Below are 23,010 nucleotides of genomic sequence, written 5' to 3'. Positions count from 1 at the left end.
CCTAGAGCGGGCGGCGGGATGCAACGAATGGGGCCCGCGCGATGGGCACCAGCGCGGAACGAGCAGATCGTTTGGAGGGAGTGGCGTGCTCAGCTCTTGCGCGCCGGCGCGGTCAGGATAATCCCGTCATCGATCAAAGCGCGGCAGATCTTCTTCAACGTTGCAATCGCTTCACGCGTTGCCCGGCTCACCGGCCGTCCGCGCGGCAATGCCAGGACGCGGTCGGCGCGCATCCACGGCAACAGCGCTGCCGCTAGCGTACCGGCAGCGACTTCCTGGTGAATGCCGGAAAAGGGTAGCAATGCGTAGCCGAGGCCCGCGGCCACCATGCGCTTCATCGGCGTGCTGTTGTCGACCCGTACCGGACAGGGCATCGTCGATGGGAACGGGTTGCGGCTGAGCGGGCCCACGGCGGACGGCAGGGCGTCGAACTCCTTGCGGGTCAGTCTGCCGCGCTTCAGCAGCGGATCGTGGGCCGGTCCGATCAGGAACACCTGCTCGACCATCAGCAGTTCATAGTCGAGGTGATCGTTGGGAGGCGGCGTCGTCACGATCGCCAGATCGAGCTCACCGCGCAGCAGGCGTTCGGATGCGTTTTCCGTCAAGCCTTCACTGAGCTCGAGCCGCACGCGTGGAAATTGCTTCACGAATGTCTGGGCCAGCGGCGGGTAGAGGATATCGCCGAGGCTTGGCGGCGCGCCGATCCGCACCGTACCGCTGGGCTCGCGATTTTCCGTGCGCACCTCGGCCTTGATGTCGTCGATCGTGCCGAGCAGCCAGCGCCCGCGCGCGAGCAGCACCTTGCCGGATTCCGTCACCGAGACGCCGCGCGCGCCGCGTTCGAGCAAGGCGCCACCCAATTCGTCTTCGAGTTCCTTGACGTGGCGGCTGAGCGCCGACTGGGCGACGTTCAGCGTGCTCGCTGCGGCGGCAAAGCCGCCACGCTCGGCGACGGCAACGAAATAGCGGATCTGCCGCAGGTCCATGACGGGCGCCCCATCTCAATTCGAGATGGATACCATATCAAACATATTCTTGTGAGATACCAAAAAGAGAGCAGTCTCTCCCCAACGATCAAACGGAGGAGAGACGAGCATGGGCATCGCCACCGACGAGGCACGCCAGACGTCTGTATTCATCGCCGGCGGCGGGCCGGTTGGGCTTGCGATGTCATTGCTGCTCGATCGCTTCGGCATCGACTGCGTCGTGGTCGAAAAGAGCCCGACGACGACGGATCATCCCAAGTCGCGCGGCTGCTGGGTCCGCACCATGGAGATCTTCCGGCAGTGGGGGATCGAGCAGGCGATCCGCGACCGCGGGCTGCAGGACAACTCCGACATGTTCGTGTTCCTCGACAGCATCGCGGGTCACGAGTTCGGCCGTACCCGTCCCGAGCCGAATGTCGGACATACCCCTGCCTGGAAGAGCCTGGTCGCGCAGGATGCCGTCGAGGAGGAAATTCTGCGAGTGGTCGAGAAGTCCAAGCACGCCACGGTTCTGTTCAACACGGCCTGTGAATCGTTCGAGGAGACCAACAGCGGCGTCAACGTCACGACACGTTGCGAAAAGACCGGTGAGGTGACGCAGTGGACGGCGACCTACCTGATCGCCGCTGACGGCGCGGGTAGCCAGACGCGGCGCAGCGCGGGGATCGAGATGGTCGGGCCGTCTACGCTGGCGGTGATGTCGAACGAGTATTGGCGGGCCGATCTGTCGCGGTTGCCGATCGCGCGTGAGGCCGCCGGCTTCATCATCGTCCCGGACAAGCCCGATCTGCCGCGCGCCGGCATCCTGAACACCAACGGCCGGGATCGCTGGCTCACCGTGACGCAAATCGGCCTGGCCAAGGACGATCGCGAGCGGCCGTGGACCGATCAGGAGTTCATCGAGATCGCGCGCGGCCATGTCGGCATTCCGGACCTCGACGTGACGCTTCTCAACCGTTCGATCTGGCGCGTCAGCATGCAGGTCGCCGAGACCTTTCGAAAGGGCCGGGTGTTTCTGGTCGGCGACTGCGCGCACCGCTTTCCACCGACCGGCGGCTTCGGCCTGAACTCCGGCGTGCAGGACGCACATAATCTCGCCTGGAAGCTCGCCTTTGTGCTGAAGGGCCGTGCGGACGAAAAGCTGCTCGACAGCTATTCCAGCGAACGCCGCCCGATCGCGCAATCCAATGCCAATTTCAGCTACGGCAATCGGCTGCGATTTGGGCTGACTGACGACGCCGTGCGATCGCGCAATCCGGACCGGATCAGGTTCTGGATCAACGATATGGACAATCACCTGCACAGCATCGGGCAGAACCTCGGACACAATTACGAGGATGGCGCGGTCATCCCCGATGGCACCGTCGCGAAGGCGCTGAACTCCCGCTACTACACGCCGTCCGACCGTCCCGGCGCGCGCTTTCCGCATATGTGGCTGGAGCCTTCGCGCAAGAAATCGACGCTCGACTGGTTCGACAAGGCGTTCACCGTCGTCACAGGGCCGCTCGGCTGCGAGTGGCTGGAGGCGGGGAAGCAGGTCTCGGAGAAGATCGGCCTGCCGCTTTCGCTGAAACAACTGCCGTCAGCCGACCCGGCAGACGGATTCCAGCTGGGTATGCGCGGCGCCGTGCTGGTGCGCCCTGACGGGCACGTGGCGTGGCGGATGCCGTGGGTGCCGTCGGATCCGGCGAAGGAATTGGCCGGCGCGCTTTCGACGTTGCTGCACTAGTGGAGGCTCCCATGCAATCGTTCGAATCTGGCGGCGTCGTCACGGCGTTTGAGAAAACCGGACGCGGCGAACCGATCGTGCTGCTGCATGGCGGCGAGGCCGATCATTCGATGTTCGACGGCCTTGCGCCCGCGCTGGCGGCGCATTTTACCGTGATCGCTTATGACCAGCGCGATTCCGGCGCCACCAGGAATCCTCCGTCGTCCTATTCGCTGGCCGACCTGGCTGATGACGCCGCGGCCTTGATTGGAGGGCTCGGTTACGATCGTGCCCATGTCTTCGGAACCTCGCTGGGCGGCCAGATTGCGCAAGTGCTGGCGGCCCGCCATCCCGGTCGCATTGATCGCCTGATCCTGAGCAGCACCTGGAAGGTCAACAGGAGCCCGCTCGACGTCAATGCGGATGTGTTCCGCACGCTCGCGTCGTACCGCGCGGACACAGGGGGCAACGCGCCGAAGATCGCGGAGTTCTTCTTTCCGCCTGAGTATCTGCGCGTTCGGCCCGAACTGATCGACATCTTTCGTGGCTCCAACCGCGACGACGGCCAGAAGGCACGACGCGGCGCCTTGCTCGCACAGCCTGTCGCCGCCGATCTGACCGGCTTTGATCGCCCGACGCTGCTGCTCGCGGGCGGCGACGACCGGCTGATCCCGAACGCGGAGACATTTGCGCTCGCCCGCGACTTTGCGCACGTCGAGACCAGGACCATTGCAGGCGTCGGCCATGTCGCGTCGATCCAGGCCCCCGAGCGGGTCGCGGAAGCGGTGGCGACATTTCTGAATTCAAAAAAGAAGGCGGCTTGACAACAACGGGGGGAGACCATGGCTGAGCAAACGAGCGCTGTGCCGTTCGATGAAGCGCCGGTGACGACGCGCTATTGGCTATCGATCATCATCTTCGCCATCTCCGGCGTAGTCGATTTCTTCGATTTCTTCGTGGTCGGGTTTCTGGTCTCGGTGTTGGCGCCGAAATGGCACCTGACGTTCGGGCAGACCTCGATCATGCTCATGAGCGCCGGCATCGGGGCGATGCTGGGAGCATTCGCCGCGGGGGTCCTCGCCGATCGCTTCGGGCGCAAGCCGTTGGCGGTTGCCGGCGTTCTGCTGTGCGGCCTGACTTCCGGCGCGATCGCGTTCATTCCGGAAGACGGCTGGGTTGCATTTGCGATCCTGCGCTTTTTCGTCGGCTTCGGCCTTGCCGCGGGTGCGGCGGCGGCGGTTCCTGCCATCGTTGAGTTCGCACCGACCCGTCACCGCACGCTGGTCACGAGCCTCGTCGTCGTTCCAGTCGCCTTCGGCGTACTGTCGGCTTCGGTGACGGCGAGCTTCCTGTTGCCGCTGGTCGGCTGGCGCGGCCTGGCGGCGGTCGGCTTTCTGCCGATCATCCTCGCGGTTCTGACCATGATCATCATGCCGGAATCGCCACGCTGGCTGATCAGCAAGGGCCGCGTGCGCGAGGCGCAGGCGGCCATCCGAAAGCTCTACCGGGTCGGCGGCGAGTCATTTGTCCTGCCCACGCTGCCGCCAGCGAACCCGGCGACATTCGCCGATCTCTTTGCAGAACAGCGGCGCTTCTGGTTGACGGTCCTGGTCTGGTTCGGCGCCAGCACAGCGAATTACGGCGTCTTCCTGTGGGGACCGACGATTGTGGCGCTACTGCTTGGCGTCGCGCCCCAGGATGCGGCGAAGATGTTCATCTATGTCAGCCTCGCCGGCGTCGTTGGCCGAACCGGCTTTGCCTTTCTCGCCAATCGGATCGGCCGCAAGCCGTGCGGCCAGTTGATGGGCTATGGCACCGCGGTATCGCTGGCGCTGGCGGCCTATTTTCACGCCGACTTTGCCGGCTCGGTCCCGTTGTTTCTGGTCTTCCTGATCATCGGCGCCGTGTTCTTCGACGGTGGATTTTCGAACATCGGGCCCTATCCCGCCGAGATCTTTCCGGTCCAGCTTTCGGGACGCGCGGTCGGCCTTGCCCAGCTCTCGAACGGGGTCGGCAAGATCGTAGGTCCCCTATGTCTCGCATTGATCGCCGGCGCGGATAATGTCGTGCATCCCAGCGCGACCGCAGCGGCGGTGATGCCGGCGTTTTTCTTTCTTGCCGGCGCGGGCCTCCTGATCGGCCTTGCCTTTACGTTCCTCGGCGTTGAGCCGCACGGGCGTCCGGTGGCTCTGTTTGGTGAAAACGCGGGCTCGAGCGCCGCACCGACGCCGCTGGCCGCAAAAGCGGCAGCGGGACAGTGAAAGACGGAAGGTTTTACCATGGACAATGCGCCGACGTGGTCGCAACAACGGCGCCGTTCGATACTGCAAAACTCGACCGGTTGATGGATCAGGCGGGGCTCGACATCCTGGTCGTCACCTCGCGTCACAGCGTGCAGTACCTGCTCGGTGGATATCGCTTCTTCTTCTTCGACGTCATGGAGGCGATCGGCACCAGCCGCTATCTGCCGGTGTTCGTCTATCAGAAGGGGCATCCTGAAAATTCCGCCTATATCGGCAACCGCATGGAAAAGTTCGAGCATGAGCTCGGACGGATATCGGCGCCTTCAGTCAAAGCGGGCGCGTGGGGAACGCTCGATGCGATCGGCCTCGCGATTGATCATGTGAAAAAGCTCGGGGGCGCCGCCAGGCGCGTCGGCATCGAGGCAGGCTTTCTGCCGGCCGACGCCAGGGATCATCTGCTTGCCGGGCTTGGCGACGTCGAGGTCCGCGAGGCCCATTTCACGCTGGAACGGCTTCGTGCCGTCAAGTCTCCGGTCGAACTGGATCTCATCAGGGAGGCTTCGGAACGGGTCGTCGATGCGATGATGGCGACGTTCAAATGTTGTGCACCGGGCATGACCAAGAACGATGTCGTCGCTCGTCTGCGCCGTGAGGAGCAGGAACGCGATCTTGTCTTCGAGTATTGCCTGATTGCCGCGGGCAAGAGCCATAACCGCGCGCCGTCGAACCAGCTTCTTGCGGAGGGCGACGTGATCTCGATCGATTCCGGCGGAAACTACCGGGGCTATATCGGCGACCTCAGCCGCATGGGACTTCTAGGTGAGCCCGACAACGAGCTCCGCGAGTTGCTGCAAGGAGTCGAGGAGATTCAGCAGGTGGCCCGACGCGCGATCCGGCCGGGCGCCATGGGCGGCGACATCATTGCGGCGGGCGAGGCAGCCGTCAAAGCCTCGCCGCATCGCGCCGTACTCGACTTCACCGCACACGGCATCGGGCTTGTCAGCCACGAAGCGCCGCGCCTCACCGCGAGCGGCCCGGTGCCTTACGCGCCGTATGATGCCGACCGGCCGCTCGAACGCGGGATGGTGATCTCGATCGAGACCGCGCTGCTGCATCCGGCGCGCGGCTACATCAAGCTGGAGGACACGCTGCTCGTCTCCGAGGTGGGCTGGGAAGCGCCCGGTGACCATGGCAGGGGATGGAATTCGTCGCGTCTCATGGCGTGAAGCGGTCACCGCCAAGGCGGCTTTTTTGGCTGGGTCACCGATTCAACTGCGGTGCTGGAGGCGCTCGTCGGTTAATTTCGGAATATTAGAAATATATTCCTGAGTTGCCCGACGTGTCAAGTGGTGCGGTCGACGCCGGCCGCCGCTGGCTACTTTGCATGGGGTTGTTTTCGATATTTTGGCAGCGCCCCCTGTGACGGCCCGGACGACTTCATATGCGCTCGGCCAGGCGATTGATCCGGCGGTCTTTGCTTCACGCGAGCCTCCGGCCATGCGATGCTTCGACCCTGGATGTAGCGGCGGCTCCGTGCCGTCTGCTCGCCAGGGCGGCGCCGATGATGGGCAGGTGCAACCGATATGGATTGCCTCCCCATCGACAGAAGCGACCCGATGACCGCTGCCGCCAACGCGCTCCGCGACTACGCCCAAAGCATCCTGACCGCCCGTGTCTACGACGTGGCGGTCGAGACGCCGCTCGATCCGATGCCGCGGCTCTCGGAGCGCCTGTCGCGCGCCGTCCTGCTGAAGCGGGAGGATTTTCAGCCGATCTTCTCGTTCAAGCTTCGCGGCGCCTACAACAAGATCGTCAGGCTGCCGGACGCGCAGCGAAGACAGGGCGTCATCTGCGCGTCGGCGGGCAATCACGCGCAGGGCGTGGCGCTGTCGGCGCGCAAGCTCGGCATTCCCGCGACGATCGTGATGCCGCGGACGACCCCCGCCATCAAGGTCGAAGCCGTCCGGCGTCTGGGCGGCGACGTCGTGCTGCATGGCGACACGTTCGACGACGCGCAAACCAAAGCCAGGGAGATCGAGGTCGCGCGCGGCCTGACATTCGTGCATCCGTTCGACGATCCGGACGTGATTGCCGGCCAAGGGACCGTTGGGATGGAAATCCTGCGGCAGCATCCCGATCCGATCGAGGCGATCTTCGTGCCGATCGGCGGAGGAGGGCTTGCGGCCGGCGTCGCCGCCTTCGTGAAGTTCCTCAATCCCTCGATCAAGGTCGTCGGCGTAGAGCCGGCCGACGCGGCTTCGATGGCGGCCGCGCTCGCCAAGGGCAACGTCGTCGCGCTGGATCAGGTCGGGCTGTTCGCCGACGGCGTCGCCGTCCGCAAGGTTGGAACGGAGACGTTCCGGCTCTGCCGCGACTTGCTCGACGAGGTCGTCACCGTGGACACCGACGCCATGTGCGCGGCCATCAAGGACATCTTCGACGATTTGCGATCGGTTGCCGAGCCCTCCGGGGCATTGGCGCTCGCCGGCCTCAAGGCCTACGCCGAGCGCGGCGCGCTGAGCGACGGCAGCCTGATTGCCGTCAACAGCGGCGCCAATCTGAACTTCGACCGGCTGCGCACCATTGCCGATCGCGCCGAGGTTGGCGAACACCGGGAGGCGCTGCTAGCGGTGACCGTACCGGAGAAGCCGGGCAGCTATCGCCACTTCATCCGCATCCTCGGCTCGCGGGCCATCACGGAATTCAACTACCGCTTCGCCGAGACGACCGCGCCGGCGCAGCTGTTCGTCGGTATTGCCCTGAGCCGCGGCGAGGCCGAGAAGCGCGAAGTCATGGAACTGCTGCGGCGCGAGGGCTATCCGATCCTGGATCTGAGCGAGAACGAGATGGCCAAGGACCATGTCCGCTACATGGTGGGTGGTCGCGCGCCGCTTCTCAAGGACGAGGTGATCTACCGCTTCGAGTTTCCGGAGCGACCCGGCGCGTTGCTGAAATTCCTCGAGAGCCTGGCGCCCGACTGGAACATTTCGCTGTTCCACTACCGCAATCACGGCGCCGACTACGGACGCATCCTGGCGGGCATCGAGGTCAAGCCGCAGGAGCGCGCGCGGTTCGTTCAGGCGCTCGATGCACTCGGCTATCCCTATTGGAACGAGAGCGAGAATCCGGCCTATCGGCTGTTCCTGTCCGCCGAGAAGGGATGAAGCGGCGGGCGTTTCGCATCAGCGGTCGGCAGTCAGCTGTTGACGATATCGCTCGGCGTCCCAGTTCAGCAACGCGTGCTCATTCTCTGCCGTCAGAAAGTTGACGCGTGCGGTCAAAGGCAATCGGCTGGCGACCAATGCGAGGCAGCTCAGCATGGCTTCCGCGCCGTCGCTCGCATCCTCGCGGATGAGGCTGCCGATATCAGGGACGAGAAGCGCAACCGGCGGCGGCAGCCCGCTCGCGGTGCTTTGCGCGATCATGGTGCTCAGCTTCTCGCGATGCTCCAGCACCGGCAGGCCCGGGCCAAGGAAGACGACGTGATCGGGATAAAGCGAGCCGCTGGTCGCGATCGCGCGGCTGTAGCGGTCGGTGGCGGTGTCGTGGGCGCGCGGATCTAGGGGCAGGCGATAGTTCGTGCCTGCGCAGATCTTGCGGAGCGCGCCGTGATCGGCAGCCGGCGCGTGACGCGGCTCCAGCGCGAGGCGTTGCTCGATTTCGGCAACCAAAGCCTCCGCCGCGTCGCAGGTGTAAGCACCGACCACCAGGCCGTGATTGCCGAGGATCAGGACGTCGACCGCATCCTCTGCGATCGCCGCGCTGACCGCGCGTGCGAGCGGCAGCCCCGGGTGGTGATAGGTGAGGTAGCGCCAGGCCAGTCCGTCCATTCGCCGGGCAAATTCGGTGCGGGCGTCGGTTCGCACTGCCCATGCAATGGTGTTGACGGAATGGACATGCAGCACGATCCGGTGCGGCATCAGAGCATGCAGCGAGGTCTCGATCGAGGCGCGCAGCGTCGTTCCGGCATTCGGCGCAAGCGGCACGCGTTCGTCGCCCTGCGTCAGTGCTGTGCGCGCGGCCGACAAGGCGACCGGCACGAAGATGTCCTTCTCCTCTGCGTCCGCCAGCCAGGTGCCTGACGCCTTCACCCACAGCACGTCGCCATCCTTGACCGACGAATTGCCGCCGGCGCCTTGCACCAGCAGGATATTGCTGCCGACGCGTGCCGACATGCGGCGCAGTTCGTTCAGCGTTTGAGGCGGTCGCATCGGCTGTTCTCACCAGGTCAGATGGTCCATCGTCCAGTGCGGCATCCGCGTTGCTGCGCCGGCCGCGGTCTTAATCGCCTGCGGCAGATCGCTCGCTTGCGACAGCGTCGCGCGGTGCGCGCCGGAGCCGATCAGCAAGGTCAGCATGCCGGCGGCGCGTCCACCGGCGATATCGTGATCGAGGGAATCGCCGATGACGAGGATCCGTTCCAGCGGCGGATGTCCCAATTGATCACGCGCGGCGGCGAACATCGGCGGATACGGCTTGCCCACGAACAGCACCGTGCCGCCGAGCGATTGATAGAATGCGGCGAGCGCGCCCGGCGCGGGGATCAGCCCGGCGGCGCCGAACATGACCAGGTCCGGATTGGCGCACAGCATCGGCAGTTGCCGCGCTGCGGCGGCCGTCAGCAGCGCACGCCAGCGCTCGGGCTCCGCCGTATCATCGTCGAGCCCGCCGAGCAGGATGAAATCAGCCTCATACACGGTCGAAGCCATCGTGAGATCGGCGCCATCGACGATCGAGCGGTCGCCGTCGCGCGAGATCAGTAAGCAGGCGCGTCCGAGATCTGAGAAGGGGGCCTGCTCGCGCGCATGCAGCCCGCGCCAGGTCACCTCGCCCGAGGACAGCACGCCGTCATAGGCCTCCGGCGGGAGGCCGAGCGCGGCGAGCCGCCGCTGGTTGCTGCTCGCGCGCTTGCCGGAATTGGAGAGGATCAGGATGCGCTTGCCGGCCTCGCGCAGTCTGGCCACGCAATCCAGCGCCGCAGGGAACACCGCCAGCCCCTCGTGCAACGTACCCCATTGGTCGAGCAGCACGTGATCGAAGCGGTCGACGATGCCGTGAAGGCCGGCGATCGCGGTCGCATCGGCCTTCATGGCGGACCTCCGTTCAGCGCGAGCAATGCTGCGCCGTAGCTCGCTTCGGTCTGTTCGGCGACCGAGACCGGAACGCCGAGCACGCGGTGCCTGATCCTGGTCCATGCATCGTTCTTGGCGCCGCCGCCGATCCCGATGACGCGCCGCAAGCGTGGTGCGCCGAGCCGCGCCAGCTGCCGGTAGGCGAGGGCTTCGACTGAGGCGATGCCTTCGAGCAGGCCCTGGAAGAAGCGGCAATCTTCCGCCGGGCGCGGCGTGATCCGCGCGGCCAGCTGTGGATCGGCGATCGGGAAGCGTTCGCCGGGTTTCGGAAGCGGATAATAGTCGAGCCCGGTCGGCGCCTCCGGCGTCACCTGCGGCGTCAGGCGCTCCATCTCGTCGGCGGTGAAGTGCACCAGAAGCGCGGCGCCGCCGGAGTTCGAGGCGCCGCCGGCGAGCCAGCGCGCGCCGAGCCGGTGCGAATAGACGCCCTGGTCGGCTGCGAAGATCGGCTGGGTCGCGAGCTGCTTCACCACCAGCGTGGTGCCGAGCGAGGTGACGGCATCGCCCGGCTGGTCGGCCCGCGTCGCGATGAAGGCAGCAACGCCATCGGTGGTGCCGGCTGCGACCTGCGCTGTGGGCGGCAGTCCTAGCGACCGCGCGACCTGCGGATCCAGCTCGGCGAATGGCGTTCCCGGCTCCAGCACCTCGGGAAGCAGATCGTCGCGCACGCCGAGTTGATCAAGCCAGCGCGGCCAGGCGCGTGCGACCGGGTCGTAACCGAGCTTCAGCGCGTTGTTCTCGTCGCTGATGCCGTGATGGTTCGCGAGCCGGCCCGCGATCCAGTCCGCCTGGTGAACGGCGTGGCGCGCATCGCCGATATAGCCGTGATCTAGCAGATAGAGCAGCTTGGCGAGTGCGCTGCTCGCGCCATGCGCGCCGCTCTCGATCGGTGCGATTGCAGCTACGCGCGCGGCCTCATGGGTGGCGCGCGCATCATTGTACATCAGCCCCGGCGAACAGGGGCGGCCGGCCGCGTCGACCAGCAGCAGCGTGCCCGAAGTGCCGTCGACGACGATGCGCGTGATGTCGCCGAGACCGACGGTCTCGCCGAGCTTGCCGATTGCAGCGACTGCCGCTTGCCACCAGAGCTCCGGTGTCTGGTCGATGGCGTTGCCGTCGACGCGCGGTGCGGGCAGCGCAACTGAAGCGAAGCCGCGAATGCCGGCCTGCGGATCGATCGCACAGGCGCGGACGCCGCCGGTTCCGACATCGATGCCGAGATACAAACCTCCCATCCGACTTCACCGTTCTCTGGTGCGCGCGCTTCGACATTGGTTGCGCTGCAGCACGTTTGGGGGATTGACGCCCCGTTCGGCCTCTGCAATTTTTTGCAGGGCGTGAAGAATTTTGCAAGCGGACTTTTCCGGACATGGCCACACCGCCTGACAGGCTGCCGATCATCGACGGCGAGGCGTCGCTCGCGACCCGCGCGGCGTGGCTGTATTTCGCGGCGGGGCTGACCCAGTCGGAGGTCGCAGACCGCCTCAACATCCAGAGCACCAAGGCGCATCGCCTGATCGCGCGCGCCAGCCGCGAGGGCATGATCCGTGTTTTCGTCGAGGGGCCGGTCGCCGAATGCGTCGCGCTGGAGAATGACCTCACGCAGCGCTTTGGCCTTTCGTTCTGCCGTGTCGCGCCCGATCTCGGCGAGAGCGACCTGCCGCTGAAGGCGCTGGCGCTGGAAGGCGCGAGCTTCCTGCGCCAGACCCTCGAGCGCGGCGATGACAAGGTGATCGGCGTCGGCCATGGCCGCACGCTCGCCGCCGTGGTCGAGCAGATGCCGCAGACCCCGGCGCGCGACGCGCAATTCGTCTCGCTGCTCGGCGGGCTGACGCGGAAATTCGCCGCCAATCCGTTCGACGTGATTCATCGTCTCGCCGAGCGCACCGGCGCGGAAGCCTATCTGCTGCCGGTGCCGGTGTTCGCCAATTCGGTCGCCGACCGCGCCGTGTTGATGCAGCAGTTCGGCATCGCCGACGTGTTCGCGCTGGCGCGCAAGGCCTCGCTGCTGTTCGTCGGCATCGGACAAGTCAGCCGCGACGGCTTCCTGGTGTCGAGCGGCATGATCAAGCCCGACGAGGTCGCCGAGCTGAAGCGCGTCGGCGCCTGCGCCGATCTGCTCGGGCATTTCTTCAGCGCCGACGGAGCAGTGCTGGACACCGATCTGTCGGCTCGCGCCACCTCCATGAGCATGGCCGATCTCAGGAAGCACCGGATCGTCGCCATCGCCGGCGGGCCGGCCAAGGTGACCGCGCTGCGCGGCGTGCTGCGCAGCGGCGTGCTGCACGGCCTCATCATCGACGAGGTGACCGCAAAGGCGCTCGCAACAGACAAGCCGGAGACCACATCCGGCAAGCCAAGAAGCAAGACCCGGAAGGACACATAAAACAAGCGTCAACAAGGAGAGGAAATACATGTTCGATCGCGAGAAGAATCTGTTCGACTCCTACGCTGCCAAACGCATCAGCCGCCGCGATCTCCTCGACGGCGCCGCCAAGCTCGGCATCGCGGGCATCGCCGCCAACGCCGCCTTCGCCTCCTCGATGTCGAAGGCGATGGCCGCGGATTTCAACTGGAAGGCCCAGAGCGGCAAGAGCGTCAAGCTGCTGCTCAACAAGCACCCTTACGTCGACGCCATGATCGGCGACATCGAGGCGTTCAAGACCCTGACCGGCATGAACGTCACCTACGACATCTTCCCGGAGGACGTTTATTTCGACAAGGTGACGGCAGCGCTGTCGTCGAAGTCGGACCAGTACGACGCCTTCATGACCGGCGCCTACATGACCTGGACCTATGGTCCGGCGGGCTGGATCGAGGACCTCAACACCTACATCAAGGATCCCGCCAAGACCAATCCGGCCTTCGCCTGGGACGACGTGCTGCCGGGCTTGCGCGCCTCCACGGCGTGGGACGGCGTCGCCGGCTCCGAGCTCGGCTCGGGCAAGGCCAAGCAGTGGTGCATCCCCTGGGGCTATGAGCTCAACAACATCACCTACAACCGCAACGTCTTCGACAAGGTCGGCGTCAAGCCGCCGAAGAACCTCGACGAGATGCTGGACGTCGCGGCCAAGATCACCAAGGACGCCGGCGGCCCCTACGGCGTCGGCGTGCGCGGCTCGCGCTCCTGGGCGACCATTCATCCCGGCTTCCTGTCGGCCTATTCGAACTTCGGCCAGAAAGATTTTGTGATGGAGGGCGGCAAGCTGAAGGCCGCGATGAACACCAAGGCCTCGAAGGACTTCCACGACAAATGGGTCAAGATGATCCAGACCTCGGGCCCGAAGAACTGGTCGACCTACACCTGGTACCAGGTCGGCACCGATCTCGGCGCCGGCGCCTCCGGCATGATCTTCGACGCCGACATCCTCGGCTACTTCATGAATGGCGGCGACAACAAAGAGAAGGGGAATCTCGGCTACGCGCCGTTTGCCGCCAACCCGGCCGCCAAGGCGCCGACCCCGAACGTCTGGATCTGGTCGCTCGCGATGTCGACCTTCTCCAAGCAGAAGGACGCCGCATGGCTGTTCATGCAGTGGGCGGCTTCGGTCGAGCACGATCTGTTCGGTGCGCGCAAGATGGACTTCGTCAATCCGGTGCGCACCTCGGTGTGGAAGGACAGCGAGTTCCGCGATCGCATCGCGAAATCCTATCCCGGCTATCTCGAGCAGCACGACATGTCGTCGCCCGGCGCCAAGATCTACTTCACGGCGCAGCCGCTGTTCTTCGATCTCACGACGGAATGGGCCGCCTCGCTGCAGAAGATGGTCGCGAAGGAGGTCAGCGTCGACGAGGGGCTCGACAAGCTCGCCGACAGCATCAACCGCCAGCTCAAGCAAGCTGGTCTCGGCTGATGGATCAACTGTGCGGTGCTTGATCCCCCGCACCGCACCCATCCGCCGGCTCGGAGCCTTGTCCCATCCGAGCCGGCGGCGTTTGCCAGCCGAACGCGATCTCTTATCATCATGAGCATGGTCCAACTTCTCCAGACGAACGCCCAGGCGGCGCCGGCCAAGCCAAGGCCGCGCGTGCGCCTCTTGCCCTATCTGCTCAGCCTGCCGGCGTTGCTGGTCTGCGTGGCGATCCTGGTTCCGTTCGTGACTGCCGCGGTCTATTCGCTGCAGCGCTACCGGCTGAACCTGCCTTACCTGCGCGGCTTCATCGGCCTCGGCAACTACATCGACTTCCTGTCCGATCCGGCATTCTGGAATACGCTCCGGATCTCGATCACCTACACCGCGGTGACGGTCGTGGTCGAGCTTCTGCTTGGGCTCGGCATCGCGCTGCTGCTGCGCCGGCCGAGCCGCTTCCACAATGCGGTGTCGATCATGCTGCTGCTGCCGCTGATGACAGCGCCGGCGATTGCCGCGCTGATGTGGAAGCTGATGACCAATCCGAGCTTCGGCATCCTGTCCTATCTGGTCAGCCTGTTCGGCGTCACCGACTTCAAATGGGCCTCCGACCCGTCGAGTGCGCTGTTCACGGTCGTGCTGGTCGACGTCTGGGTCTACACGCCCTTCATCATGATCCTGCTGCTGGCCGGCCTGCGCTCGTTGCCGCGGCAGCCGTTCGAGGCCGCGGCGCTCGATGGCGTGCCGGCAAGCTTCGTGTTTTTCCGGATCACACTGCCGATGCTTGCGCCCTATATCATCACGGCGTCGCTGTTCCGCCTGCTCGATTCGATCCAGCAGTTCGACATCATCTATGCGATGACGCAGGGCGGGCCGGGCGACCGGCTGATGGTGTTCCAGGTGCAGGCCTATCTGGAGTTCTTCCAGTACACCAATGTCGGCCGGTCGGCGGCGCTGTTGATGATCCTCTGGCTGATCACCAACATCCTGTCCAACATCTTCATCAAGAACTGGCTGCGGCTGCGCGCGCGTGCGCACGGCCACGCGTGAGGGGGAGGGGCGCGATGGAACATTCAAGCCTTGCCGGTCGCATCTTCCGCGGCGTGGCGCTCTCGCTGATCCTGATCTTCTTCATGTTTCCGATCGTTTGGATCTTCCTGATGTCGTTCCAGAGCAACGATCAGATATTGCGGATTCCGCCGCGGATCCTGTTCGAGCCGACGCTTGCGAATTACGAGGCGCTGATCTCCGGCCAGCTGCGCACCGCGGCCGGTAATCTGCAGATCTCCTTCATGCGCAACCTGTTCAACAGCGTCGTGCTGTCGAGCGCGGCGGTGCTGCTGGCGCTGTTGCTCGGGGTGCCGGCCGCCTATGCCTTTGCGCGCTTCAAGTTCCGCCTCGGCGAGACCATCGCATTCACGCTGCTCTCGTTCCGCTTCGCGCCGCCGCTGCTCGTGCTGTTGCCGCTGTCGCTGTACTACCAGGAGCTCGGCCTCAACGACACCTACTTCGGCATCGTCTGGGTCTATCAGCTGATCGCGCTGCCCTTGATCCTGTGGATCGTGCGCGGCTATTTCGAGGATATCAGCCCGGATATCGAGCACGCCTACCGGCTGGCCGGGCATTCCTGGCGCGAGGCTTTCACCCGGATCGCGGTGCCGCTGGCGGGACCAGGGATCGCCGCGGCGGGGCTGCTGTCGTTCATCTTCTGCTGGAACAATTTCGTCTTTGCCCTGATCCTGGCCTCCGCCGACAAGCAGCCGGTGACGGTCGGCGCGCTGGCCTTCGTCACCGCGTCGGGAATCCAGTACGGCCAGATCGCGGCGGCGATCGTGCTGTCGGTGACGCCGACGCTGTTGCTCGCGCTCTACGCGCAGCGCTATCTGGTCGAGGGTCTCTCGCTCGGCGCGGTGAAAGGCTGACCGGATGGCACGTCTCGAGATCAATTCGGTGAGCAAGGCATTTGGTGCAGCGCGGCCCGCGGATGGGCTGTCGCTGGCTGTCGAGCCCGGCGAGATCGTGGCGGTGTTCGGGCCGTCCGGCAGCGGCAAGACCGTGTTGCTGCGCATGATCGCGGGCATGTTCGAGCCCGACGACGGCGACATCCTGGTCGGCGGCCGCTCGGTCGTCGGCGCTCCGCCCGAGCGGCGCGGGATCGGCATGGCGTTCCAGAATTTCGCCTTGTTCCCGCACATGACCGCCCGCGACAACATTGCGAGCGGCCTGCGCGCTCGGGCTGGCGGAAGCGATGTCGCGGGCCGGGTTGCCTCGATCAGCAAGCTGCTCAAGATCGAGCACGTGCTCGGCCACACGCCGCGCGAATTGTCGAATGGACAGAAACAGCGGACCGCGTTGGCGCGGGCGCTGATCGGCAATCCGGATGTGCTGCTGCTGGATGATCCCTTGCGCAACGTCGACGCCAAGCTGCGCTATGAGATGCGGCTCGAACTGCCGAACCTGCTGAGGCGCGGCACTGCCGCGGTGCTCTACGTGACCCAGGACTATCGCGAGGCGATGGCGATCGCCGACCGGATTGCGGTCTTGATCGATGGCCGGCTCGCGCAGGTCGCGACACCAGCCGATATCTATGCCCAGCCCGCATCGGTCGCGGTCGCGCGACTGTTCGGCGATCCGACCATCAACCTCGCCGAGGTTTCGCCGGTCGCGGAGCACGGCATGCTGTCGGCCATGGTCGCCGGCGCCAGGATGCGGCTCGGCGCGGCCGATGGCGCCGCGCCCGCCGGTGCATGCTGGCTTGGCGTCCGGCCGGAGGATCTCGCGGTCGCGTCCGCATCGACGGACGACGCCATCCCGGCGCGCATTCTCGCGATCACGCCGATGCACGAGAAGGCGGTGTTGCTGCTCCGTCTTGCCGACGGAACCGAATGGCTGGCGGCGCTGCCGCCGGATGCACCGCAAGGTGCGGCCGACGACACCGTTTTCGTCCGCTTCGCGCCCGATGCGGCGATGCTGTTCGATCGCGCGACCGGGCTTCGGATCGGGCCGTCGCACCGGCTCAAGGCGGCATAGGAGCGGATGGTCATGGACATGCTCGAGCTTCGAGGCATCGACAAGGTCTACCGCAGCCGCGGCAAGCCGCCGGTGCATGCTGTGCGCGCGCTCGACATGGCGGTCGAGAAGGGCGAGATCGTCGCGCTGTTGGGATCGTCGGGTTGCGGCAAGACCTCGACCTTGCGCATGATCGCGGGGTTCGAGGACGTCTCGGCCGGATCGATTGCGCTCGGCGGGCGTCGAATTCACGAACTGCCGCCGGCGCGGCGCAAGGTCGCGATGGCTTTCGAGGGCTATTCGCTCTATCCACCGCTCACGGTGCGCGAGAACATCGCGTTCGCGCTGAAATCCACCCAGCTATCGCGCAACGAAGTGACGCGTCGTGTCGACGAGATTGCCCGTTTGGTCGAGATCGAGGATATCCTCGACAGCTATCCGCGCGCGATCTCCGGCGGCCAGCAGCAACGCGTGTCTCTGGCGCGGGCGCTGGTGCGCGATGCCGATCTCTATCTGCTCGATGAGCCGATGGGCCAGCTCGAACCGCAGCTGCGCGCGGTGCTGCGCGGCCGGATCAAGAGCCTGCTCGCCGTGCGCGGCATGACCGCGATCTTCGTCACCCACGACCAGACCGAAGCCAGCGCGCTGGCCGACCGTATCGCGGTGATGGAAGGCGGCGTGCTGCAGCAGTTCGCCAGCGAAAAGGAATTGAAGGGCCGGCCCGCCAATCTGTTCGTGGCGAGCTTCATCGGCGAGCCGCCGATGAACCTGCTCGATGCGGACGTCGCGCGATCGGATGGCGGTTACCGCCTGTCGGTCGGAACGGATATGCGTTTCGAAATCGATGGCGCCGGGCTCGACGGCGAGGCGGCGAAGGCGCTCGCCGGCACGCCGCAGGTGCGGATCGGCATTCGTCCGCAAAAGATCGCGGTCGGGACCGGCGACGTCAGGGTCAAGGTCGTCTCCAACCAGTGGCTCGGCGATCAGTCGCATGTCGCCGGCGATTGCGGCGGCCGCATGCTGATCGCGGTGATGCCGGGGCGGGTCGCCGCGCGGCCGGGCGATAGTGTCCCGTTCGCGTTGGAGCCGCGTCACCTGCACATCTTCGGCCGCGACGGATCCTGCATCCGCCATGCGGAGGTGTCCTGACGATGACCGCTTCCGCTAGCCGCGACGTCATCATCGGCATCGACGCCGGCACCTCGCTGATCAAGGCGGTGGCGTTTACACTCGCCGGCGAGCAACTTGCCGATGTCTCGCAGCCGAATGCGTACAACAGCCTGACCGGCGGACATGTCGAGCAGGACATGGCGCGGACCTGGACCGATACGGTCGCGGTCATTCGTGTGTTGGCAAAGTCGGTGCCTGACTTGTCCGCACGGATCGCGGTGATTGCGGTGACCGGGCAAGGCGACGGCACCTGGCTGATCGATGACGACGGCCGGCCAGTGGCGCCGGCGCTGCTGTGGCTCGACTCGCGCGCCGGCCGGCTGGTCGAGGAGATTCGCGCCAGCGAGCGCAACACGCCGCTCTACCGCCGCACCGGCTCCGGGCTCAACGCCTGTCAGCAGGGGCCGCAACTGGCGTGGCTGCAGGCGCATCGGCCTGAGGCGATCGCCAGCGCGACAACAGCCTTCCATTGCAAGGACTGGCTCTACTTCCTGCTCACCGGCGAGCGGGCAACCGATCCGTCGGAGGCCACCTTCTCCTGCGGCGATTTCCGCAAGCGAGGCTTCGATGCGGAGACCGCGCGGTTGATCGGCATCGCCGATCTGACGCGCCTGTTCCCGCCGGTCGTTGACGGGGCGGTGATGACGCATCCGCTCACGGCTGCCGCAGCGATCGAGATCGGCCTGCCGGAAGGCATCCCGGTCTGCCTCGGCTATGTCGACGTGATCTGCAATGCGCTCGGCGCCGGGCTCTACGATCCGTCACCTGATGTCGGCTGCACCATCATCGGCTCGACCGGCATGCATATGCGGCTAGTGTCGAGCGCAGATGCGGTGACGCTGAATCGGGAGGCAACCGGCTACACCATGCCGTTCCCGGTGCCGGGTCACTATGCCCAGATGCAGTCCAACATGGCGGCGACGCTGAACATCGACTGGATGCTCGATCTTGCATGCGACTTGCTGGCGGCGGAAGGCGTGACGCGCACGCGCGCCGAGCTGATCCGCCGGCTTGATGATCAGGTGCTGCGGGCCAGGCCGGGCGAGGTGCTGTTCCATCCGTTCATCTCCGATGCCGGCGAGCGCGGTCCGTTTGTCTCGCATGAGGCCAGCGCGCAATTCTTCGGCCTGCGCTCGCGCCACCGCTACGGAGATTTGATGCGCGGCGTGATGGAGGGCTTGGCCTTCGCCGCACGGGATTGCTACGCCGCGATGGGGGCGCTGCCGCGCGATGTCAGGATCACGGGCGGCGCGGCAAAGAGCCGCGCGCTTGGCGCCATCCTCGGCGCCGCACTGGATTGCGACGTCCGGATCTGTAGCCGCGGCGAGGCCGGCGCCGCGGGCGTGGCGATGATCGCGGCCGTCACCATCGATGCCTATCCCGACATGCGCGCCTGCGCGGAGCAGTGGGTTGCGCCGCATCTGAGCGCGCCGCAATCGCCTGACGCCGCGCTCGCGAAGCGCTACGCCAGCATCTTCCCGACCTATCTCGATGCGAGGCTGGCGTCGCGGCCGGTCTGGAAGCAACTCGCCGCGCTGCGCGCCGGAGGCGACCATGTCTAAGTCCATCGCGATCGTCGGCGACCGCTTCATGTTACCCTCGGTGTTCGCCGAGCATATCCGGGCAGCATGCGGCAATGGCGTCGAGATCCGCACTCTGGAGCAGCCCTGGCCGGACGAGCCGATGGAGCACGGTTACGCGGGCTCGAAACTCGACGGCCTGAAGGAATTCATGGGGCAGCCTGACGAGATCATCGGCTTTGTCGGTGATGCTGAGCTGCTGGTCACGCACCTCGCGCCGATCTCGCGGTCGATGCTGGAGCGGCTGCCGAAGCTGAAGTTCGTCGCGGTGTCGCGCGGCGGTCCGGTCAACATCGACATGCAGGCGGCGCGCGATCACAATGTGCTGGTGGTCAATACGCCCGGCCGCAACGCCAGCGCGGTGGCGGAGTTCACCATCGGCGCTATTCTGGCCGAGACGCGCCTGATCCGCAGCGGCCATGAGGCACTGCGCGGCGGGGAATGGCGCGGCGATCTCTATCGTGCCGACCGCACCGGGCGCGAGCTCGGCGAGATGACGGTCGGCATTGTCGGCTACGGCGCGATCGGCAGCCGCGTGGTGAAGCTGCTGAAAGCCTTCGGCTGCAAGATCCTGGTCGCCGATCCCTATGTCCAGCTCAGCGCCCAGGACCGCAATGACGGCGTTGAGCATGTCGCGCTCGGCGAACTGCTCGGCCGCGCCGACGTCGTCACGCTGCACGCGCGGGTCACGCCCGAGACCACCCGCTTCATCGGGCGCGACGCGCTGGCGCAAATCAAGCAGGGCGCGTTCCTGATCAACACCGCGCGCGGCCCGCTGGTCGATTATGGGGCGCTGCATGATGCGCTGGCATCGGGACATCTCGGCGGCGCCATGCTCGACACTTTCGCAGTGGAGCCGGTCCCGGCGGACTGGCCGCTCTTGCGACTTCCCAACGTCACGCTGACGCCGCATATCGCCGGCGCCTCCGTGCGTACAGTCACAGTGGCCGCCGAGCAGGCGGCCGAAGAGGTTCGCCGCTACCTGGCCGGCGAACCGCCACGCAATCCGTGCTGAAGAAGCAATTCGTGCTGAAGAGAAAGGCAGTCCGTATGACCCGTGAGGAACGACAATTGCGCGAGGCGATCATTGCCAAGTGCCGATGGATGAATGCGTCGGGTCTCAACCAGGGGACATCAGGCAACATCTCCGCCCGCTACAAGGACCGGATGCTGATCACGCCCTCGGCGACCCCGTATGATTCGATGAAACCGGAGATGATCGCGTCGATGCCGCTCGAAGGCGACTACGGGACGTGGGAGGGGCCGTTGCAGCCGTCCACCGAATGGCGCTTCCATCTCGACATCACGCGCGCCCGGCCCGATGTCGGCGCCATCGTCCATACCCACTCGACCTATGCGACCGTGCTCGCGATCGCGCGCAAGCCGATCCCGGCATGCCACTATATGATGGCAGCGTTCGGCGGCACCGACATTCGCTGCGCCGGCTACGCGCGCTACGGCACCAAGGAATTGTCTGATCATGCGATCGCCGCGCTGGAAGGCCGCAACGGCTGCCTGCTCGCCAATCACGGCATGATTGCGCTCGGCGCCAATCTCGACAAGGCGATGTGGCTTGCGGTCGAGCTCGAGACCATCGCGCGGCAATACTACCTCTCGCTTGCGCTCGACTCGCGGATCATCCTGAGCGACGAGGAGATCGCCGACACCGCGAAGGGGTTCTCCACCTACGGGTTGCAGGCGCCAAAGCCGAGCAAGGCCCGCGCCACGGCAAAGGCGGCGCCGCGCCGCGCCGAGAAACGGCGTAGCAGCAAGCGATGACGGGCACTGCGCCGGTCGCAGGCAGGGATCACGGGCTGGTCGATATCGCTGTCATCGGTGGCGGCATCAACGGCGCCGGCATCGCCCGCGACGCCGCCGGCCGCGGCTTGAAGGTGCTGCTCTGCGAGAAGGACGATTTCGCCGAGGGCACCTCGTCGCGTTCGGGGAAGCTGATCCATGGCGGCCTGCGCTATCTCGAATATTACGAGTTTCGCCTGGTGCGCGAGGCGCTGATCGAGCGCGAGGTGCTGCTGGCGTCCGCGCCCCATATCATCTGGCCGATGCGCTTCGTGCTGCCGCATTCGCCGGAGCAGCGGCCGGCCTGGCTGGTCCGCACCGGGCTGTTGCTCTACGACCATCTCGGCGGCCGCAAGCAGCTGCCGGCGAGCCGCAGCCTGGATCTGTCGCGGGCCCCTGAGGGCGCGCCGCTGCAGCAGCAATTCCGCCAAGGCTTCGAATATTCGGATTGCTGGGTTGATGACGCCCGCCTGGTGATCCTCAATCTGATCGATGCTGCGCAGAACGGTGCGCGCATCCTGCCGCGCACGCGGGCGGTGCGCGCGCGCCGCGACGGCGAGGTCTGGTTGCTTGAGATGCAGGGTGACGACGGCACCGCGCAAATCGTGCGGTCGCGCGCGCTAGTCAACGCCGCCGGGCCATGGGTTCAGGATGTCATCCAGGGCGTGGCGGGGCTGAACTCGGCCCAGAGCGTGCGGCTGGTCAAAGGCAGCCATATCGTGGTGCCGAAATTCTGGAACGGGCCGCAGGCCTATCTGCTGCAGAACACCGACCGCCGGGTGATTTTCGTCAACCCCTATGAAAACGATCTCGCGCTGATCGGCACCACCGACATTCCCTATCACGGCCGCGCCGAGGACGTCGCGATCGGCGAGGACGAGACCGATTATCTGTTGCAGGTGCTGCGCCGCTATTACCGGACGCCGCCGCAGCGGGGCGAGATCGTGCACGCTTTCTCCGGCGTTCGGCCGCTCTACGACGACAACGCCGATAATCCATCGGCGGTGACGCGCGACTATGTGTTCGAGGTTCATGGCGCCGAGGGCGCGCCGCCGCTGCTCTCGATCTTCGGCGGCAAGATCACGACCTACCGCCGGCTGGCGGAGCAGGCGATGCAGCGCCTCGCGCCGTGGTTTCCAAAACTGTCGTCGGCCTGGACCGCGGATCGGCCGCTGCCGGGCGGCGATATCGGCGGCAGCTTCAATGATTTCTCGCATGGGCTGGCGCGCGACTATCCCGACCTGCCGCAACGGCTCATCCATCACTATGCGCGCCTCTACGGGACGCGTGCGCGCGAGCTGCTGGGTTCGGCCCGCAGCTCGGTCGATCTGGGCCGGCATTTCGGCGGCGACTTCTATGAATGCGAAGCGGTGTATCTGCGCGACAAGGAGTGGGCCATGAGGTCCGCCGACTACCTGGATCGGCGCACCAAGCATGGCCTGCATTTGACGCCGGCCGAGCGGCTCGCCTTCGAGAGTTTTATCTAGGACGGCATGTGCAGAGTGGCGAGAAAGCCGGCACCGATTGAACGGAA

19 protein-coding genes are annotated in these 23,010 nt (G+C 65.8%); 15 read left to right on the top strand and 4 right to left on the bottom strand.

Annotation, left to right across the window (positions count from 1 at the left end; all coding sequences use genetic code 11):
• Nucleotides 1-89: 89 nt before the first annotated feature.
• Nucleotides 90-986, bottom strand: a complete 897-nt coding sequence (locus ACE103_RS32615; RefSeq protein WP_375776390.1) for a LysR family transcriptional regulator — start codon at nt 984-986, stop codon at nt 90-92.
• Nucleotides 987-1,095: 109 nt separating this feature from the next.
• On the opposite strand from ACE103_RS32615, the gene ACE103_RS32610 reads away from it, so the two are divergent.
• The 5 genes from ACE103_RS32610 to ilvA all read left to right on the top strand — a co-directional run bounded on the left by ACE103_RS32610 (nt 1,096) and on the right by ilvA (nt 8,101).
• On the top strand, nt 1,096-2,715 hold the full coding sequence (locus tag ACE103_RS32610; protein WP_375776389.1) for an FAD-dependent monooxygenase: 1,620 nt from the start codon (nt 1,096-1,098) through the stop codon (nt 2,713-2,715).
• Nucleotides 2,716-2,726: 11 nt separating this feature from the next.
• Nucleotides 2,727-3,518: an alpha/beta fold hydrolase gene (locus tag ACE103_RS32605; RefSeq protein WP_375776388.1), complete on the top strand. Its 792-nt coding sequence runs from the start codon at nt 2,727-2,729 to the stop codon at nt 3,516-3,518.
• A gap of 18 nt (nt 3,519-3,536) precedes the next feature.
• Entirely contained in the window at nt 3,537-4,955 is a 1,419-nt protein-coding gene (locus ACE103_RS32600) for an MFS transporter (protein ID WP_375776387.1), read from the top strand.
• A gap of 83 nt (nt 4,956-5,038) precedes the next feature.
• The gene (locus ACE103_RS32595; protein WP_375781232.1) at nt 5,039-6,163 is read left to right on the top strand and encodes a M24 family metallopeptidase; all 1,125 of its coding nucleotides are present in this window, start codon (nt 5,039-5,041) and stop codon (nt 6,161-6,163) included.
• Nucleotides 6,164-6,553: 390 nt separating this feature from the next.
• The gene (gene ilvA, locus ACE103_RS32590) at nt 6,554-8,101 is read left to right on the top strand and encodes a threonine ammonia-lyase, biosynthetic (RefSeq protein ID WP_375776386.1); all 1,548 of its coding nucleotides are present in this window, start codon (nt 6,554-6,556) and stop codon (nt 8,099-8,101) included.
• An 18-nt stretch (nt 8,102-8,119) separates the two neighbouring features.
• On the opposite strand, the gene ACE103_RS32585 is transcribed toward ilvA, so the two are convergent.
• Genes ACE103_RS32585 through ACE103_RS32575 form a run of 3 tightly spaced genes read right to left on the bottom strand, consistent with a single transcriptional unit; the run spans nt 8,120 to nt 11,304 of the window.
• A complete protein-coding gene (locus ACE103_RS32585) occupies nt 8,120-9,148 on the bottom strand; it encodes a class II aldolase/adducin family protein (protein WP_375776385.1) in 1,029 nt (342 codons plus the stop codon).
• A gap of 9 nt (nt 9,149-9,157) precedes the next feature.
• Nucleotides 9,158-10,027 carry a TIGR01459 family HAD-type hydrolase gene (locus ACE103_RS32580; protein ID WP_375776384.1) on the bottom strand — a complete coding sequence of 290 codons (870 nt, stop codon included), beginning with the start codon at nt 10,025-10,027 and terminating at the stop codon, nt 9,158-9,160.
• On the bottom strand, nt 10,024-11,304 hold the full coding sequence (locus ACE103_RS32575; RefSeq protein WP_375776383.1) for an FGGY-family carbohydrate kinase: 1,281 nt from the start codon (nt 11,302-11,304) through the stop codon (nt 10,024-10,026). Before ACE103_RS32575 ends, ACE103_RS32580 begins: the two co-directional genes overlap by 4 nt.
• Nucleotides 11,305-11,438: 134 nt before the next feature.
• On the opposite strand from ACE103_RS32575, the gene ACE103_RS32570 reads away from it, so the two are divergent.
• From ACE103_RS32570 to ACE103_RS32525, 10 genes are all read left to right on the top strand, one after another.
• On the top strand, nt 11,439-12,455 hold the full coding sequence (locus ACE103_RS32570; protein ID WP_097677051.1) for a sugar-binding transcriptional regulator: 1,017 nt from the start codon (nt 11,439-11,441) through the stop codon (nt 12,453-12,455).
• A gap of 28 nt (nt 12,456-12,483) precedes the next feature.
• Nucleotides 12,484-13,923 carry an extracellular solute-binding protein gene (locus ACE103_RS32565; RefSeq protein WP_375776382.1) on the top strand — a complete coding sequence of 480 codons (1,440 nt, stop codon included), beginning with the start codon at nt 12,484-12,486 and terminating at the stop codon, nt 13,921-13,923.
• 117 nt (nt 13,924-14,040) lie between these two features.
• Nucleotides 14,041-14,970 (top strand): carbohydrate ABC transporter permease, encoded by a 930-nt coding sequence (locus ACE103_RS32560; protein ID WP_375781231.1) that lies wholly within the window; start codon nt 14,041-14,043, stop codon nt 14,968-14,970.
• 14 nt (nt 14,971-14,984) lie between these two features.
• Nucleotides 14,985-15,842: a carbohydrate ABC transporter permease gene (locus tag ACE103_RS32555; protein WP_223976814.1), complete on the top strand. Its 858-nt coding sequence runs from the start codon at nt 14,985-14,987 to the stop codon at nt 15,840-15,842.
• Nucleotides 15,843-15,846: 4 nt separating this feature from the next.
• Nucleotides 15,847-16,950 carry an ABC transporter ATP-binding protein gene (locus ACE103_RS32550; RefSeq protein ID WP_375776381.1) on the top strand — a complete coding sequence of 368 codons (1,104 nt, stop codon included), beginning with the start codon at nt 15,847-15,849 and terminating at the stop codon, nt 16,948-16,950.
• Between the two features lie 12 nt (nt 16,951-16,962).
• The gene (locus ACE103_RS32545; protein ID WP_375776380.1) at nt 16,963-18,078 is read left to right on the top strand and encodes an ABC transporter ATP-binding protein; all 1,116 of its coding nucleotides are present in this window, start codon (nt 16,963-16,965) and stop codon (nt 18,076-18,078) included.
• Between the two features lie 2 nt (nt 18,079-18,080).
• Complete coding sequence (locus ACE103_RS32540; protein ID WP_375776379.1) at nt 18,081-19,661, top strand: FGGY-family carbohydrate kinase; 1,581 nt, start codon at nt 18,081-18,083, stop codon at nt 19,659-19,661.
• Nucleotides 19,654-20,694 carry a 2-hydroxyacid dehydrogenase gene (locus tag ACE103_RS32535; protein WP_375776378.1) on the top strand — a complete coding sequence of 347 codons (1,041 nt, stop codon included), beginning with the start codon at nt 19,654-19,656 and terminating at the stop codon, nt 20,692-20,694. The genes ACE103_RS32540 and ACE103_RS32535 overlap by 8 nt, the downstream gene beginning before the upstream one ends.
• 35 nt (nt 20,695-20,729) lie before the next feature.
• The gene (locus ACE103_RS32530; RefSeq protein ID WP_375776377.1) at nt 20,730-21,458 is read left to right on the top strand and encodes a class II aldolase/adducin family protein; all 729 of its coding nucleotides are present in this window, start codon (nt 20,730-20,732) and stop codon (nt 21,456-21,458) included.
• Nucleotides 21,455-22,963, top strand: coding sequence for a glycerol-3-phosphate dehydrogenase (locus tag ACE103_RS32525; protein WP_375776376.1), 1,509 nt, complete (start codon nt 21,455-21,457; stop codon nt 22,961-22,963). Before ACE103_RS32530 ends, ACE103_RS32525 begins: the two co-directional genes overlap by 4 nt.
• Nucleotides 22,964-23,010: the final 47 nt, after the last annotated feature.

The organism is Bradyrhizobium sp. ma5 (genome assembly GCF_042258955.1).
Taxonomy (GTDB): domain Bacteria; phylum Pseudomonadota; class Alphaproteobacteria; order Rhizobiales; family Xanthobacteraceae; genus Bradyrhizobium.
This window is presented reverse-complemented; position numbering and strand designations above follow the sequence as displayed.

Excerpts from the sequence above, each read along its gene's own strand:
- ACE103_RS32615 (WP_375776390.1), bottom strand. The coding sequence starts at position 986 with ATGGACCTGCGGCAGATCCGCTATTTCGTTGCCGTCGCCGAGCGTGGC.
- ACE103_RS32610 (WP_375776389.1), top strand. The coding sequence starts at position 1,096 with ATGGGCATCGCCACCGACGAGGCACGCCAGACGTCTGTATTCATCGCC.
- ACE103_RS32605 (WP_375776388.1), top strand. The coding sequence starts at position 2,727 with ATGCAATCGTTCGAATCTGGCGGCGTCGTCACGGCGTTTGAGAAAACC.
- ACE103_RS32600 (WP_375776387.1), top strand. The coding sequence starts at position 3,537 with ATGGCTGAGCAAACGAGCGCTGTGCCGTTCGATGAAGCGCCGGTGACG.
- ACE103_RS32595 (WP_375781232.1), top strand. The coding sequence starts at position 5,039 with ATGGATCAGGCGGGGCTCGACATCCTGGTCGTCACCTCGCGTCACAGC.
- ilvA (WP_375776386.1), top strand. The coding sequence starts at position 6,554 with ATGACCGCTGCCGCCAACGCGCTCCGCGACTACGCCCAAAGCATCCTG.
- ACE103_RS32585 (WP_375776385.1), bottom strand. The coding sequence starts at position 9,148 with ATGCGACCGCCTCAAACGCTGAACGAACTGCGCCGCATGTCGGCACGC.
- ACE103_RS32580 (WP_375776384.1), bottom strand. The coding sequence starts at position 10,027 with ATGAAGGCCGATGCGACCGCGATCGCCGGCCTTCACGGCATCGTCGAC.
- ACE103_RS32575 (WP_375776383.1), bottom strand. The coding sequence starts at position 11,304 with ATGGGAGGTTTGTATCTCGGCATCGATGTCGGAACCGGCGGCGTCCGC.
- ACE103_RS32570 (WP_097677051.1), top strand. The coding sequence starts at position 11,439 with ATGGCCACACCGCCTGACAGGCTGCCGATCATCGACGGCGAGGCGTCG.
- ACE103_RS32565 (WP_375776382.1), top strand. The coding sequence starts at position 12,484 with ATGTTCGATCGCGAGAAGAATCTGTTCGACTCCTACGCTGCCAAACGC.
- ACE103_RS32560 (WP_375781231.1), top strand. The coding sequence starts at position 14,041 with ATGGTCCAACTTCTCCAGACGAACGCCCAGGCGGCGCCGGCCAAGCCA.
- ACE103_RS32555 (WP_223976814.1), top strand. The coding sequence starts at position 14,985 with ATGGAACATTCAAGCCTTGCCGGTCGCATCTTCCGCGGCGTGGCGCTC.
- ACE103_RS32550 (WP_375776381.1), top strand. The coding sequence starts at position 15,847 with ATGGCACGTCTCGAGATCAATTCGGTGAGCAAGGCATTTGGTGCAGCG.
- ACE103_RS32545 (WP_375776380.1), top strand. The coding sequence starts at position 16,963 with ATGGACATGCTCGAGCTTCGAGGCATCGACAAGGTCTACCGCAGCCGC.
- ACE103_RS32540 (WP_375776379.1), top strand. The coding sequence starts at position 18,081 with ATGACCGCTTCCGCTAGCCGCGACGTCATCATCGGCATCGACGCCGGC.
- ACE103_RS32535 (WP_375776378.1), top strand. The coding sequence starts at position 19,654 with ATGTCTAAGTCCATCGCGATCGTCGGCGACCGCTTCATGTTACCCTCG.
- ACE103_RS32530 (WP_375776377.1), top strand. The coding sequence starts at position 20,730 with ATGACCCGTGAGGAACGACAATTGCGCGAGGCGATCATTGCCAAGTGC.
- ACE103_RS32525 (WP_375776376.1), top strand. The coding sequence starts at position 21,455 with ATGACGGGCACTGCGCCGGTCGCAGGCAGGGATCACGGGCTGGTCGAT.